The following is a 14,932-nucleotide window of genomic DNA, read 5'->3' as shown; positions in this document are numbered from 1 at the left end:
AGCATCTCGCGGGGATCTGTCGCTTTCGCGATGCAGACGGACGGGAGGCCCGGTGCCAGCTGGCACCGGGCCTCCCGTCCGTTCGTGTGGGTCAGCGGGTCAGCTTCAGCCAGACCGCGCCGAGCGGCGGCACCACGAGGTGCGCCGACGCCGGGCGCCCGGCCCACGGGGTGTCATCCGCGGTGACGACACCGAGGTTCCCGACACCCGAGCCGCCGTACTCTGCTGCGTCGGTGTTGAGGACCTCCTGCCACTGCCCGGCGGCCGGCAGCCCGAAGCGACGTTCGACGGGCACGCCTGAGAAGTTCACGAACACCGCCAGCCGCTCGTCGCCGGTCTTCCGCAGGAACCCGATCGTGGAGTGCGGGGCGTCGCCGCCCTCGATCCACTCGAAGCCCTCGGACGTGGCGTCGTGCGTCCACAGCGCCGGGGTGTCCTTGTACACGCGGTTGAGCGCCGCGACGAGGTCCTGCACCCCTCGGTGGCCAGGGTCGTCGAGAAGCCACCAGTCGAGCCCGCGTTCCTCGGACCACTCGGACGACTGCGCGAACTCCTGGCCCATGAACAGCAGCTGCTTGCCGGGGTGCGCCCACATGAACGCCAGGTAGGCGCGGACGTTCGCGAGCTTCTGCCACTCGTCCCCTGGCATCTTGCCGTAGAGCGATCCCTTGCCGTGCACGACCTCGTCGTGGCTGATCGGCAGGGTGAACTGCTCACTGAACGCGTACACGAACGAGAACGTCAGCTCGTCGTGGTGGTAGCTGCGGTACACCGGTTCGCGCTGCACGTACTCGAGCGAGTCGTGCATCCAGCCCATGTTCCACTTCTGGCCGAAGCCGAGCCCGCCGGCGTCCGTCGGCTGTGTCACTCCGGGCCACGATGTGCTCTCCTCGGCGATCATCACGATGCCCGGGTAGCGCTTGTACGCGGTGGCGTTCGTCTCCTGCAGGAACGAGATCGCCTCGAGGTTCTCGCGGCCGCCGTGGATGTTCGGCAGCCAGTCCGTTCGGGAGTAATCGAGGTACAGGATCGATGCGACGGCGTCGACCCGGAGGCCGTCGATGTGGAACTCCTCGAGCCAGTACAGCGCGTTCGCGACGAGGAAGTTGCGGACCTGCGGCTGCCCGAAGTCGAACACGTAGGTGCCCCAGTCGAGCTGTTCGCCGCGGCGGGGGTCCGGGTGCTCGAAGAGCGCGTGGCCGTCGAACTTGCCGAGCGCCCACTCGTCCTTCGGGAAGTGCCCTGGAACCCAGTCCATGATCACGCCGATGCCCGCGGAGTGCAGCCGGTCGATGAGGTAGCGGAGGTCGTCGGGCGAACCGAACCGCGAGGTCGCCGCGTAGTACCCGGTGACCTGGTAGCCCCACGAGCCGCCGAACGGGTGTTCCGCGAGCGGCAGGAACTCGATGTGCGTGAACCCGAGGAACTGCACGTGGCCGATCAGCTGGTCGGCGACCTCGCGGTAGCTCAGTCCGGGGCGCCACGAGCCGAGGTGCACCTCGTAGACGCTCATCGGACGGTCGTGCGTGGTCGTCTTCGCGCGGTGTTCCATCCATGCCCGGTCGCCGTCGGACCACTCGTAGTCGGAGGTCGTGATGACGGACGCGGTCAGCGGTGGGACCTCGGTGCGCCGCGCGAACGGGTCGGCACGCTCCACCCACCCGCTGTCGGTGAGGATCTGGAACTTGTACCGCTGTCCCTCGACGGCGCCCGGCCAGAACAGTTCCCAGACGCCGAGGTCGCTCAGGCGTCGCATCGCGGTCGTGCGCCCTTCCCAGCCCTCGAAGTCGCCGATCACCCGCACGGCGGTGGCCCGCGGTGCCCAGACCGAGAACGCGACGCCGTCGACCCCGTCCATCGTGCGGACGTGTGCGCCGAGGTGCTGCCAGAGCTGCTCGTCGCGGCCCTCACCGAACAGGTGCAGGTCGAGCTCGCCGAGCGTCGGTGGGAACCGGTACGCGTCGTCGGTCGTCCAGGTGGTGTCGTCGGTGTCGGTGCTCTCGTCGTAGTCGTAGTCGGCCTCGACCCGGTAGCGCCCGAGCGGTTCGGCGGTGGCGCCGGCCCAGAGTCCGTCGCCCTCGTGCGTCAGTTCGATGTCGTCTCCCTCGAGTCGCACGAGCCGGACGGCGCGGGCGAGGTGACGGACGACACGGACGCTCGTCCCGCCGTCGACGGGGTGCGGGCCGAGGACGTCGTGCGGCTGGGACCAGCGGCCCTCGGCGACGGCCGTCCGCAGCCACTCCTCGACGGGGGCCGGGTGCGGCTCGGTCGCGGCGTCGGCCACCGGGCTGGAGGCTCGGCTCGGCTCGGGCGCGTCCGTCCCGTCCGCTCCGGCTTGCGACACCGCATCGGGCAGGGTCTCCGCCACGCTCGAGGCAGCCGGCTCCTGCACCGCTTCCGCGGTGACGTGGCGCGGGTGCGCGGAGTCGGCCGCGTGCCCGGACAGCGTCGCCGATTCCTGCACACCGCGGTCGGGTGCTTCGCGTCGCGGGAGTCGGGCACCCGGCATGTCCTCGCCGGGTGCGGAGCTCCGCGGCTCGTACCGTGGCGACTCGAAGCGAGCGGAGGGCGGCGTCGGAACAGGGGTCGGCTCCGGCACCGTCGGGGGATCGACGTGCTTCGCCGGGTGCGTCGGCCGGGGGGTGTCCTCGGGCATCAGACGGGGGAGCACGGGCGGGGGCGGCGGCTGGACCGGCGGCACGCTCGGCCCCTGCCCACGGTCCTGACCGGTGCTGCGGTCTGGCAGTTGGGGGTCGGTGGTCATCGGTGCGGTCCTTCCACGACGAGCAGGTGTACGGGTTCCTGGAACGCGTCCAGGCGGACGTAGTTGGACGAGCCCCAGACCCAGCGCTGGCCGGTGACGACGTCGCGGACGTCGAAGGACTGCTCGGGGTCGAGGCCGAGGGCGGCGAGGTCGAGGTGCACGGTCGTCTCGCGGGCCGAGTGCGGGTCCACGTTGGCGACCACGATCACGGTGTCGTCGCGGCCGGACCGGATGAACCGACCGGGCAGGTGCTTCGAGTAGACGACGATCGCGTCGTCCTCGGCGTCGTGCACGTGCAGGTTCCGGAGCTGCCGGAGCGCCGGGTGCGCCGAGCGGAACCGGTTGAGCATCGTCACGTACGGCGCCAGGCTCGCGCCCTCTGCCTCGGCCAGGGCGAAGTCGCGCGGCTTGTACTCGTACTTCTCGTTGTCGATGTTCTCCTCGGAGCCCGGACGTGCGACGTCCTCGAAGAGCTCGTAGCCGGAGTACATGCCCCACGTCGGAGCCCCGGTCGCGGCGAGCGCAGCGCGGACCTTGTAGCCGGCGCGGCCGCCGAACTGCAGGTACTCGGTGAGGATGTCCGGCGTGTTCACGAACAGGTTCGGACGCAGGTACGCGCTCGTCTCGTGTGCGAGCTCGTCGAAGTAGTCCGCGATCTCGTCCTTCGTGTTCCGCCACGTGAAGTACGTGTACGACTGCTGGAAGCCGGCTTCGGCGAGCGCCCGCATCATCGCCGGACGCGTGAACGCCTCGGCGAGGAACACCGTCTCCGGGTGCTCGTCGCGGATCTCCCTGATGACGCGCTCCCAGAACCACAGCGGCTTGGTGTGCGGGTTGTCGACGCGGAAGATCCGGATCCCGAACGCGATCCAGTGTCGGAGCACCCGTTCGACCTCGGCGACGAGTCCTTCGGGATCGGTGTCGAACTGGATCGGGTAGATGTCCTGGTAGCGCTTCGGCGGGTTCTCCGCCGTGGCGATCGAGCCGTCGGCGCGGACCGTGAACCACTCCGGGTGTTCGGTCACCCACGGGTGGTCGGGGGAGCACTGCAGTGCGAAGTCGAGCGCCACTTCCATCCCGGTGTTCTTCGCCGTCTCGACGAAGTCACGGAAGTCGTCTTCCGTCCCGAGGTCGGGGTGGATCGCGTCGTGCCCGCCGTCCTCGGAGCCGATCGCCCACGGGCTGCCCGGGTCGTTCGGGCCGGCGTCGAGGGTGTTGTTCGGGCCCTTCCTGGCGGTGTGCCCGATCGGGTGGATCGGCGGCAGGTAGACGACGTCGAAGCCCATCCGTGCGACGCCGGGGAGCCGACGGGCCGCTGTGCGGAAGTCGCCGCTCTTCCAGGAGCCGTCCGGGTTGCGCTTGGCGCCTTCGCTCCTGGGGAAGAACTCGTACCAGGCACCGACCCCGGCCCGCGTCCGCTCGACGTCGAGCAACTGCACGGGGGAGTGCGTCCGGAGCGATGTGAGGGGTGCCTCGGCGACTTCGCCGGTGATGCGTGGGTCGTCGACCGCTGCGAGCCGTTCGGCGGGGTCGAGGTCCTCGTCGCGGACGCGTTCAGCGGCGCGAGCAGCGGCGGGGGAGTCGGTCTCGGCGGCGAGCCGATCGAGCAGTGCTGCACCGTCGAGCAGCGTCGCTTCGGTGTCGACGCCCGCCGCGATCTTCAGTCGTGCACCGTGCAGCCAGGTCTCCCAGTCGTCGGAGTAGGCCTCGACGTGCCAGGCCCACACGCCGGTGTGGTCGACCTGCACCGTCGCTTCGTACCGGTCGGTCCCCGGTGCGACGAGGGTCAACGGGACGGTCCTGGTCCCGCCGTCGGGGCGCTCCACGACGAGGTCGGCGCCGATGACGCCGTGTCCTTCTCGGAAGACTGTCGCTCCGAAGGTGATCACCTCGCCGTCGAATGCCTTGCCCGGGAAGCCGTTCGGCGTCGTCGGGGCGAGATCGGTGATCGGGATGCGCCCGATCTTCGGACGCCGGGGTCGGTCTGCGGTGGCCACGGAACCGACGCTACCCGGCGGCGCCCTCCGTGTTCACCGGAACCCGGAGACTGTGGAGAACACGTCGCTGCCGATCGGCGGACGGGAGGCTCGTGGCGGCCCGGCACCGAGCCTCCCGTCCGCCGTCCGCGCACGTTCCTGCCCATAACGGTCGGGATGGAAAGCCGAATCGCGCGTAGGTGGTCGGGAGTTCCGACTCCCTACGCGCGATTCGACCCCCTACGCGCGATTCGACCACCCACCGGGGCAGGCGGACGCCAGCGGCCAGCGGCAGCCCGTCAGACGATCTCGAACACGTGGATGCCCGGGCCGTAGGCGGTGAAGACCGTGCCTGCCGGACGATGCCGGTCGTGGTCACGGTGCTTCTCGCTCGACCACGCCAGGCGGTAGGCGAGCACGTCGTCCCGCACCGGCAGCGTCAGGTCGCGAGTCCGGCCGCTGCCGTGCACCACGACGAGCACCCGGTCGTACGGCTCGTGCTCGGGCGTCGACTCGACGAAGTACTGCAGCGCTCGATGGATCGGCTGGTCCCACCACTCACCGGTCATCGGACCGCCGTCGGGGCCGTACCACGTCATCCGCGACGCCGACGGCGTGACCTGGCCGTCGACGCCGTACCGCGACGGTCGGAGCGCCGGGTGGGCGGCACGGAGCGCCGTCAGCGCGGCGACGGTCTCGGTCATCGACTCGGCGTCCTCGTCCGTCGACCAGTCCACCGGTGTCAGGTCGTCGGACACCACGTACGCGTTGTTGTTGCCGTGCTGCGTGCGGCTCCGCTCGTCACCGGCGGTCAGCATGGGCACGCCGGCGGAGAGCAGGAGCGTGCCGAGCAGGTTCCGCATCGAACGACCCCTGGCTGCCCGGACGCCGCGGTCCTCGGTCGGCCCCTCCACCCCGTGGTTGAACGAACGGTTGTCGTTCGTCCCGTCGCGGTCGTCCTCGCCGTTCGCCGCGTTGTGCTTGTGGTCGTACGCCGTCAGGTCGTGGAGCGTGAAGCCGTCGTGCGCGGTGACGAAGTTGATGCCGGCGAGTGGCCCCCGTGGCACGCCGAAGAGGCTCCGGGAACCGGTCAGGGCCCCTGCGAGCGGACCGATCCCGGCACCGGGCACCCCCGTGCGCCGCTCCTGCGCCACGTCGGTCAGCCAGAACTGCCGGACGGTGTTCCGGAACCCGTCGTTCCACTCGCTCACACGCTCACCGAAGTTCCCCGTCCGCCAGCCGTCCGGCCCGACGTCCCAGGGCTCGGCGATGACGAGCACGTCCTGCAGGTCCTCGTGGTGACGGATGCGCTCCAGCAGGGGGTGGTCAGGGTCGAACACGTGGTCGGCGTCGCGGGCGAGGGCGGCCATCAGGTCGAAGCGGAACCCGTCGACCTGCATCTCGCGCGCCCAGTACCGCAGGCTGTCGACGACGAGGTCGGCGGTGGCCTCCGCCGAGGTGTCGAGCGTGTTCCCGCAGCCGGTGGTGTCGTAGTACGTGTCGTCGGCGGCCCAGCGGTACCGGTTCGCGCCGTCGATGCCACGGAGCGACGATGTCGGGCCGCCGAGGCCCTCTTCGGCGGTGTGGTTGTAGACCACGTCCAGGACGACCTGGATGCCGGCCTCGTGCAGGAGCCTGACCATGCCCTTGAACTCGCGGAGCACCCCGTCAGCGCCATGCTCGCGCGCAGGGGCCGAGGCGTACCCCGCGTGCGGCGCGAAGAACCCGAGGGTGTTGTAGCCCCACGCGTTCTCGCGGCCGGCCTCCTGCAGCCAGTGCTCGGTGTCGAACGCCTGCACCGGGAGGAGCTCCAGCGTCGTCACGCCGATGCGGTGCAGGTGCGCGATGGTGCTCTCGTGCGCGACGCCGGCGTACGTTCCGCGGAGGTGCTCCGGCACGGCGTGGTTCTCGCTCGTCAGCGTCCTGACGTTCGCCTCGTAGACGACGACGCGGTCGAGCGGCACCTCGGGCTTGCCGACGTCGCCCCAGTCGAAGGACCCGTCCACGACGACGCTCGACCAGCGGCGCTCGCCGTCGGTCCGCACGATGCCGCGCGCGTACGGGTCGAGCAGCGCCCGCGTGCCGTCGAACTCGTGCCGCGGTCCCTCGGGCCCGTCGACGAGCAGGTGGTACGTGTCACCGACCTGGACGCCGTCGACGCTCCCGGTCCACAGGTCGGTGCCGTCGACCCGCTCCAGGGCGACCGATCCGCGGCCGTCGACGACGAGCGTCGCCGACGTGGCCGATGCCGACCGCATGCAGAAGCGCGCGGTGCCGTCGGGGCCCAGGAGGAGCCCCTGGGGTGTCTCGATCGCGGTCTCGTGCACCCGACAAGGGTACGAGGACCGGCGGGTATCCTGAAAACGCTCGAAAAGGGGGTACCTGCGTGCCGGTCTACCTCGACCACGCTGCGACGACACCGATCCTGCCGGAGGCGCTCGCCGCCTTCACGGACGCGCTCGCGACCGTCGGCAACCCGTCGTCGATCCACAGCGCCGGTCAGCGCGCCAAGATGCTGCTCGAGGACGGACGAGCGCGCGTCGCCGCGTCCCTCGACGCCGAACCGGTGGAGGTCGTCTTCACCTCCGGCGGGACCGAGAGCATCAACCTCGCGATCAAGGGCCTCTACTGGGCCAGACAGCAGGACCGGCCGCGGCCCCGCATCGTGGTCGCCGCGGGGGAGCACCACGCGACCGTCGACACGGTCGACTGGCTCGAACGCCACGACGGAGCGGTCGTCGACGTGGTCCCGTTGGACGTGGACGGTCGCCTGGACCTCGCTGGACTGGAGGCACGGCTCGCGTCCGCCGACGACGTCGCCCTGGTCACGTTCCTCTGGGCCAACAACGAGGTCGGCACCATCCAGCCGGTCACCTCGATCGTCGCGCTGGCGCACGCCGCCGGCGTTCCCGTGCACTCCGACGCCGTCGCCGCCTACGGGCAGGTCCCCGTCTCCTTCCGAGCGTCCGGGTTGGACGCCCTGAGCGTCTCCGCGCACAAGATCGGCGGGCCCGTCGGCATCGGTGCGCTCGTCCTCGGGCGGACCGCGACCGTCGAGCCGCTCATCCACGGTGGCGGACAGCAGCGGCAGGTCCGCAGCGGAACGCAGGACGCCCCGGCGGCGATCGCGTTCGGTGTCGCCGCGTCCGCACCGCACGCCGACGTCCGGGTGCTCCGTGACCGGTTGATCGCCGGCGTGCTCGAGGCCGTGCCGTCCGCCGTGCTCCGCGGCGACCCCGTCGACCGACTGCCCGGCAACGCGCACTTCACCTTCCCGGGCTGCGAGGGCGACTCGCTGCTCTTCCTGCTCGACGCCGCAGGGGTCGCCGTGTCGACCGGGTCGGCATGCCAAGCGGGCGTCCCCGAGGCGTCGCACGTACTGCTCGCGATGGGGCTGTCGGAGGACGAGGCCCGCGGTGCGCTCCGCATCACGCTCGGACACACCTCGACCGATGCCGACGTCGACGCGTTCCTTGCGGCGCTGCCCGATGCGGTGGCGCGCGCAGGTGCTGCGGGGATGGCATCCCGCGAGCCGCTCCTCGGTCGCTAGCCCGTACCCCGCACCCCTGAGGTCGCAGTCCGCCGCGAAGCCTCGGTGCGGCCGCCGAGACCCCGTTGCCGGCCTTCACCGACGCCGACGGGTCCGGGCTGCTCCGCGCCCGCACCCGATGGGCCGACATCCGTGCGGGCATGGGATTCGTCGTCGATCTCATGTCGGGCTCGACGGCCGCCCCCGACTGAGCGTTCGCGCGCCTGCCGGGGAGATCAGCGGTCTGCGTCGTGGGTGTTGCTGCGGTCGGAGCGACCGAGGGCGATGACCGCGTCAACCGCTCGCGTCAGGCCTGCTGGCGACGGCTCGATTGCGGCGAGGACCGCATCAGCGGCCGACATGTGTCCGAGCTCGAGCAGGGCCTTGTCGTTGGTGACCCATACAGCGTCGGCTGCGGCGTGGGCATGGGCGTACTCGGCCGCACCGATCGCGATGAGACCGAGACACTGCGTCACCCTTCCGTACGGAGCGTGTGCGGCGCGTGCGTGCTGCAGTGTCAGTTCGGCACGGGCGGCCCAGCCGCTTGATGCCGCCGCACGAAGTGCCTCCGGGTATGTCGGGACCGGCAGCTGTCCGACCAGCACGCGATGTCGGGCCAGTTCGGCCACCAAGAGATACGTCGGGATGCCGACGAGGTGGAACATGAGTTCTTCGGTCCGCCACCTGCCGGCTTCGGCTTCGGCGATCTCGTGCTCGACGACGTCGAGATCGCGCCAGAGGAGATCGACGGATTCACCGCCCACGGTGAGCCATGCGCCGCCGTTGAACACGCCGCCACCCCATTCCCCGATGTCGACGACCGTCCCCTCGTACCCGAGAGCGCGCACGTGGTCCGGTTCGAAGTCGCCGCGGTAGTACACGCCGAGGTCCCAATCGCTGTCCGGTCGGGCAGTGCCATGCGCACGAGACCCGCCGAGAGACACGGCTTCCACGGTCGGGATGGCGCCGAGAGCCTGCACGAGCTCGCTGATCGGTCCGGGGAGTTCCTCAGTCACCGCTCGATACTCGCGCGGAACGGCTCCCGGCACCACCTGCACCGCACTGACGACGAGCTGACGGATGTCGTCGCCCGATGTACGCGGCTCGCTCGCGGGTGACGGCGAGAGCCCGAGCGCAGGTTGTCTTCGATCAGCAGTCGGAACGCGTTCCGCCGCGCTCCTTCCTCGACCGGTGCCCACTGGGTACCGTGTCCGTATGGACTGCTTCGCGAGCTGGCGCACGCGCCACTGAGGGGACGGCTCCGGCCGCCGATCACCTCCGCCCCGAACCACGGGAGTGGAGTCTTCAGACTGCTCACGAGAGAAGCACGACCATGCGAATTCGCGACTGCACACCACTCGATCTGCCGGCGCTCGTCGAGTTGACCATCGAGACCTTCCGGCCGCTCCTCGCCGGCTCGCTCCGTCAGCTTCGACCTGAAGTGACCGCGCACGACCACGGGCATTGGGAAGACGACTACCGCCACGAGGTCCCATCCCTGCTCGCTCCGGACGAAGGTCGGTTCATCACGCTCGCCGAGGAGCACGGTAGACCCCTGGGGTACGTCGGCTGGAACACCACCGGCACGTCCTCCGGCCGGCTGGAGATGGTTGCTGTCCACCCCGACGCTCGCCGCCGTGGAGTGGCGCGAGCGCTCTGCTCGGCTGCACTGACGAGGCTCGAACAGCTCGGCGTCACCGTGGTGCACATCGGGACCGGTGGCGACGAGTTCCATGCGCCGGCTCGGGCCCTCTACGAATCCCTCGGCTTCATCCCGTACCCAACCGTCGACTACGCCCGGTCCCTCTGATCGAAGCCGGGAGGACCATGTTCGACGGCGCGCACGGCCCGTCCCGATGGTCGATCGCCGACCGGTCCGTGCTCTGCCGTCTCGATCCGCGCAACGGTCACCGTGGTGTCGGACGATCGGGCGGGCGTATCGCGAACGCCGCACACACCACCGCCGCGAGCGTGAGGAGCGTGAGGATCGCTGCGGCTGGCTGCACGCCGCCGAGTTCGACCGCTCCGCCGATCAACGCTGCACCCGCGGCGATGCCGGCCGCGGACGCGGAGTTGATCCAGGTGAAGCCCTGTGTCCGTTCGGATGCCGGCACACACGCCTGCGTGATCTGCGAGGACGACGCGAGCAGGGGCGCGATCGCGGATCCTCCCACGAGTTGCATGAGCGTGAGTCCGAGCACGGTCGGCCAGAGAACGGCGACCAGCACTCCGAGTGAGACGATGCTCGCGGCGACGAGCTGCACGATCTGGGGACGCGGCACCGAACGCAACGAACCGTAGGCGAGCCCTGCAAGGATGCTCGCAGCGCTCGACAACGACAGGATCAGCCCGGTCATCGACTGGAGACCCTGCGCCGTGGCCGCTGCCGTCACCAGGATCCCCACCGAGCCGAAGAAGCACCCGAGCCCGACGTTGACGCCGAGGACCGCGGAGAAGGCCGGGCTGAGCAGCGGCCCCCGCTTCCTGTGCACGGCGTCCTTCCGTGACGGGCCCACGGATGGCGCGGTGCGGCGCTGCAGAGCGAGCATCCCGCAGCCGACGACGAGGAGTGTTGCGGCCGCAGCGGAGCCTGCCCACGGCGCAACGAGTGTGCTGATGAGGGTGACGAGGATCGGCCCGGTGAGGAACACGATGTCGTTGACCGTCGCGTCGAGCGAGAACGCGATTCTGAGAGACGCCGGCTCCGGAACGAGCGCCGACCACCGCGCTGCCGACAGCGCACCGGGCTGCGGCATCGCGGCACCGGCGACGATGAGGACCGCGAGCGTCAAGGCGAGTGGCATCCTGCCGACCATGACGATCGTGGCCGTCAACGCGACCACGTGCACGACCGCGACCAGCGGGACGACCCGCGTCTGCCCCCATCGGTCGATGAGGCGTGCGACTTGCGGTCCGGCCCCAGCCTCCGCGACGGCGAAGCCGCCAGCGGCTGCTCCCGCGACGGCGTATGAATCAGTCGCGCTGTGCACCGAGAAGAGGAGCCCGAGACCGGTCATGGCAACGCCGAGGCGCGCAATGGCCGCCGTGGTGAAGAACGCGAGAGCACCGGGGCGGCGGATGACTCCGCCGTACTGCTGTGCCGATGATCGCAGACGAGAGCATGCAGTCGTCATGGACGATGCCTCCGCGCGGTGTGCGGGATCTGTCGGCAGACAAGTCGGCCTGGACTTCGACGATCTCGGCGGCACCACGGAACCTCGCCATGATGCCGTGCCCCGTCACATCGACACAAGCCCCGTGCCGGAGACGGTACCAGCGCTATGGTGCGTCCATGGAACGACTGGTCGTCGTGGGAACGCCACAGCTCCTGCCTGGACGGGTCGACCGCACGAACTGGCCCGTGCACGTGACCGTCCTGCCGAACTTCGTCGTCGATGGCCCTGCTGTGGCCGCCGTGACGTCGATCGTGCGCGAGGCTGCTCAGTTGCAGTCGGCGTTCGGCGTGGACCTGGGACCACGCGCGATCTTCGGCCCGCGCCGCGACATCCCCGTGCTGCTCGCCGAACACCCGGCCTTCCACGCACTGCACGGATCGTTGTCCGGATCAGTCGAGCCGCTGTCGGGCTTCCGACCCGACCGTGTCGAGTTCTGGGAGACGCGGTACCGGCCCCATGCGACGATCGTGCCCGGTGCGCAGTCAGCGGGCGCTCGGCAGATCAGCATCACGAACCTCGCGGTCGCGTCCCTCGCCGGTCCCCAGGCGCGCGTCCTCGTGAACTGCCAGCTCGCCGCCCGGTCGTAGCGGCCGAACCCGGAGGCACGGGACTCCGCTCCGGCACCGGCGGCGGGTCGTCCCGCGGAGCGATCGGCTGTCGAGACGTCGACATGACTTGCCTCGTGTGCCTACCATCGGCGCAGTCGGCGACTCCGTCGACGCATGGGGAGTGTGTCTCCCGGGTGGGTGGGCTCCTCGTGTGGAGCCCACATGACCGTCGTCTACCGACGCCTGCTGGCTCACCGTCCCTTCGTGATCGGTGTCGGAGCAGTTGCCCTGTCAGCCGTCGCGCTGGGGATGATCCCGCTGTCGCTGATCCTGTCGCCCGGCGAGTCCCTCGCCACCGGGGCAGTCGCTGCCGGCGCCTTCGGGCTGGCGAACGCAGTGGGCGTCCCGGTTCAGGGGGCGGTGATGGCGCGCGTCTCGGCCCGCTGGGTCGTGAGCATCGGAGCGGGCGTCAGCAGCAGCTTCATGCTCTTGGTGGCAGCATCGCCGGGGTCGACTGCGCAGCCGGCGCTCCTCGCCGGAGCCGGGGTCTCGTTCCCGGCGCTGGCGGCAGCCCTTCGAGCTTCGATCCCGCGTTCCTTCTCCGAGCCCGCGGAACGGTCTGGTGCCTACGCTCTGCTCTCGGTCGCGTTCCAAGCGGGACTCGCGACAGGACCGGTGGTGGCGGGCCTGCTCGTGGCCTCGGCGCCTCGGCAGCTGGACTTCGTGGTCGTCGCGGTGGTCATCGGGGCCGCCGGCGCCCTGCTGGCAGTGTCGATGGGGACGACCACGCCGACACCGCCTGCCCGTTCGTCACTCCCGCTGGCCGGTGCGACGCCGTTCGTTCGGATCGTCTCGATCGGTGGTCTGGTGAGTGTGGCGACGGGATCGTTGACGGTGATCGTGCCGGCCGTCGTGGAGGCGGCGGGCAGGGGTGAACTGGCAGGGCCGGTGTTGGCGTGCCTGGCACTCGGAGAAGCCGTCGGTGCCCTGCTCTTCGGTGCTCGACCGGTGCCGAGCAGTCGGCGGGCGCAGCTCCTCACCGCTCTTGCCCTGACCGCCGGCGGATACGCGACGTTGGTGATCGCTGCCGATCGGATCGTCCTCCTGGCCGCCCTGGTGTTCGTCGTCGGTGGGCTGTCGAGCCCGGTGTCGATCGTCCTGTCCGGTGCTCTCGACGTCGTCGTGCCGCCGCGTTTCATCGCGAGCGCGTACGGCGTCGTCGTCGTGGCTGCTGTCGGAGGTTCGGCACTCGGAACGAGTGTGGCGGGGCTCATCGTCGGGAGCGGGGACGGCGTGGCTGGTGCAGCGGCCATGGCCGCTCTGGCGATCTCGATCGCAGGAGTGCTGTCGGTTCGACACGTCGAGCGCAGGACGACGTCCCGCTGAGTCGCCGGAGACGAGTGTCGATGCTCCAGACGACGTCGTCGGCGTCCGCCGTTGTGCTCAGTCCCCGGTGCGCTACTGTCGTCGGTAGAGGGAAAAAACCCGCTCTGCTCCGGCGGATCGGATCGCACACGCGTCTCACGGGAGTCGCCACTTCTTCATCGAAGGAGTCTGCCCGTGCTCGATCAAACCCCCGTCGTCCGTCCGCCGTTCGATGCCGAACTCGCGACGTTCCTCACCGCGCTCGAAGCCCGCGGCCCCTTCACCGTCACCGAGGAGATGCTGCCCCACATGCGGCAGCTCGACGTGCCCGAGCACGTCCTCGACGAACGCCTGCGCTCGCGCGGGTACCACCGGCGCAACGTCACGGTTCCCGGTCACCTCGGCGACCCGATCGACCTCGCGATCATCGAGCGCATCGAGCGCACCGGCACGACCGCGGCCGTCTACACCATCCACGGCGGGGGAATGGTCTTCGGCCATCACCTCGGGAACCTCGACGGCTACGACGGCTGGCTCCTCGACCACGACGTCGTCCTCGTCAGCGTCGACTACCGGCTCGCACCCGAGTACCCGGACCCGTACCCGGTCGAGGACTGCTACGCCGGCCTGGTCTGGGTGGCCGAGCACGCCGCGGAGCTCGGCATCGACCCGGCGCGGATCGTCGTCGCGGGACAGAGCGCCGGCGGTGGCCTCGCAGCGGGCACGGCGCTCCTCGCACGCGATCGGAAGGGGCCGGAGCTGCTGGCGCAGATCCTCGTGTCCCCGATGCTCGACGATCGCGACGACACCGTGTCCACCATGCAGATCGACGGCGTCGGGGTCGCGGACCGTCAGATGACCCGCTTCGGCTGGGATGCGTACCTCGGGGACCGCCGTGCCACGGCCGGCGTGTCCGTCTACGCCGCGCCGGCTCGTGCCACGGACCTCTCCGCGCTCCCGAAGACCTACATCGACTGCGGCAGCGCCGAGGTGTTCCGGGACGAGGACGTCGCCTTCGCCAGTCGCCTCTGGGCGTCCGGTGTCGACGCGGAGTTGCACGTCTGGCCAGGGGCGTTCCACGGCTTCACCAGCATGGTGCCCGACGCCGCGATCTCGAGGACCGCGACCGCAGCCCTCGCCGACTGGACGACGCGACTGCTCGGCGCTCCTTCCCCGATCGCGCCCTAGTCTTGTCGGATGCTCTCCCGACGCGAAGCGGCCATCCGGCTCGACATCCCCCTCGAGATGGCGGCCCATCACGGGATCCCCGCACGCCTGAGCGAAGCCGAGCTCGAGGCGATCGAGCAGGACCCGCCCGCCTGGCTCCTGCAGTCCCGCGCGAACCGCACGGGGAAGAAGAAGGTCTGGGTCCGCCTGGAGTGCGTGGTCTGCGGGTACGCGGAGGACGCCCGGCCGAAGAAGTGGTGGCCCGACTGGGACCACCTGATGTGCGACTACCACGCGCCGTACCAGGCACCGGACCCGACGGCGGGGCTCACCCGGCGCGAGGTCGAGGGCATCGGCAGCCGGTTCGTCGCCCTCGTCGACGAGAAGCCGTAGCGGGGATCGGGACC

The 14,932-nt window shown here is 70.4% G+C and carries 12 protein-coding genes; 7 read left to right on the top strand and 5 right to left on the bottom strand.

The window, feature by feature from the left end; translation table 11 throughout:
* Positions 1-91 precede the first annotated feature (91 nt).
* The 3 genes from glgB to ACIPJ2_RS11815 form a co-directional block, all read right to left on the bottom strand.
* Positions 92-2,764, bottom strand: coding sequence for a 1,4-alpha-glucan branching protein GlgB (gene glgB / locus ACIPJ2_RS11825; RefSeq protein WP_402728967.1), 2,673 nt, complete (start codon positions 2,762-2,764; stop codon positions 92-94).
* A complete protein-coding gene (locus ACIPJ2_RS11820; protein ID WP_402728966.1) occupies positions 2,761-4,761 on the bottom strand; it encodes a maltotransferase domain-containing protein in 2,001 nt (666 codons plus the stop codon). The genes glgB and ACIPJ2_RS11820 overlap by 4 nt, the downstream gene beginning before the upstream one ends.
* Before the next feature lie 278 nt (positions 4,762-5,039).
* A complete protein-coding gene (locus ACIPJ2_RS11815) occupies positions 5,040-7,067 on the bottom strand; it encodes a glycogen debranching protein (protein ID WP_402728965.1) in 2,028 nt (675 codons plus the stop codon).
* A 59-nt stretch (positions 7,068-7,126) separates the two neighbouring features.
* Here ACIPJ2_RS11815 and ACIPJ2_RS11810 point away from each other — a divergent pair, with 59 nt between their 5' ends.
* A complete protein-coding gene (locus ACIPJ2_RS11810; protein WP_402728964.1) occupies positions 7,127-8,290 on the top strand; it encodes a cysteine desulfurase family protein in 1,164 nt (387 codons plus the stop codon).
* A 65-nt stretch (positions 8,291-8,355) separates the two neighbouring features.
* Positions 8,356-8,481, top strand: a complete 126-nt coding sequence (locus tag ACIPJ2_RS11805) for a hypothetical protein (RefSeq protein WP_402728963.1) — start codon at positions 8,356-8,358, stop codon at positions 8,479-8,481.
* Between the two features lie 24 nt (positions 8,482-8,505).
* On the opposite strand, the gene ACIPJ2_RS11800 is transcribed toward ACIPJ2_RS11805, so the two are convergent.
* Positions 8,506-9,285, bottom strand: coding sequence for a nucleotidyltransferase domain-containing protein (locus ACIPJ2_RS11800; protein ID WP_402728962.1), 780 nt, complete (start codon positions 9,283-9,285; stop codon positions 8,506-8,508).
* 317 nt (positions 9,286-9,602) lie between these two features.
* On the opposite strand from ACIPJ2_RS11800, the gene ACIPJ2_RS11795 reads away from it, so the two are divergent.
* Entirely contained in the window at positions 9,603-10,079 is a 477-nt protein-coding gene (locus tag ACIPJ2_RS11795; protein WP_402728961.1) for a GNAT family N-acetyltransferase, read from the top strand.
* 97 nt (positions 10,080-10,176) lie between these two features.
* Here the strand turns inward: ACIPJ2_RS11795 and ACIPJ2_RS11790 are convergent, their stop codons facing one another.
* Positions 10,177-11,403 carry an MFS transporter gene (locus tag ACIPJ2_RS11790; RefSeq protein WP_402728960.1) on the bottom strand — a complete coding sequence of 409 codons (1,227 nt, stop codon included), beginning with the start codon at positions 11,401-11,403 and terminating at the stop codon, positions 10,177-10,179.
* A gap of 158 nt (positions 11,404-11,561) precedes the next feature.
* On the opposite strand from ACIPJ2_RS11790, the gene ACIPJ2_RS11785 reads away from it, so the two are divergent.
* The 4 genes from ACIPJ2_RS11785 to ACIPJ2_RS11770 all read left to right on the top strand — a co-directional run bounded on the left by ACIPJ2_RS11785 (position 11,562) and on the right by ACIPJ2_RS11770 (position 14,918).
* Positions 11,562-12,032, top strand: coding sequence for a 2'-5' RNA ligase family protein (locus tag ACIPJ2_RS11785; RefSeq protein ID WP_402728959.1), 471 nt, complete (start codon positions 11,562-11,564; stop codon positions 12,030-12,032).
* A 183-nt stretch (positions 12,033-12,215) separates the two neighbouring features.
* Positions 12,216-13,379, top strand: coding sequence for an MFS transporter (locus tag ACIPJ2_RS11780; RefSeq protein WP_402728958.1), 1,164 nt, complete (start codon positions 12,216-12,218; stop codon positions 13,377-13,379).
* A 174-nt stretch (positions 13,380-13,553) separates the two neighbouring features.
* Positions 13,554-14,546 (top strand): alpha/beta hydrolase fold domain-containing protein, encoded by a 993-nt coding sequence (locus ACIPJ2_RS11775; protein ID WP_402728957.1) that lies wholly within the window; start codon positions 13,554-13,556, stop codon positions 14,544-14,546.
* Between the two features lie 9 nt (positions 14,547-14,555).
* On the top strand, positions 14,556-14,918 hold the full coding sequence (locus tag ACIPJ2_RS11770; RefSeq protein ID WP_402728956.1) for a hypothetical protein: 363 nt from the start codon (positions 14,556-14,558) through the stop codon (positions 14,916-14,918).
* Positions 14,919-14,932: the final 14 nt, after the last annotated feature.

This window comes from Curtobacterium sp. NPDC090217 (assembly GCF_044746705.1).
Lineage (GTDB): Bacteria > Actinomycetota > Actinomycetes > Actinomycetales > Microbacteriaceae > Curtobacterium.
The sequence above is the reverse complement of the archived record's forward strand: the minus strand, read 5'-3'. Positions and strand labels throughout refer to the sequence as shown.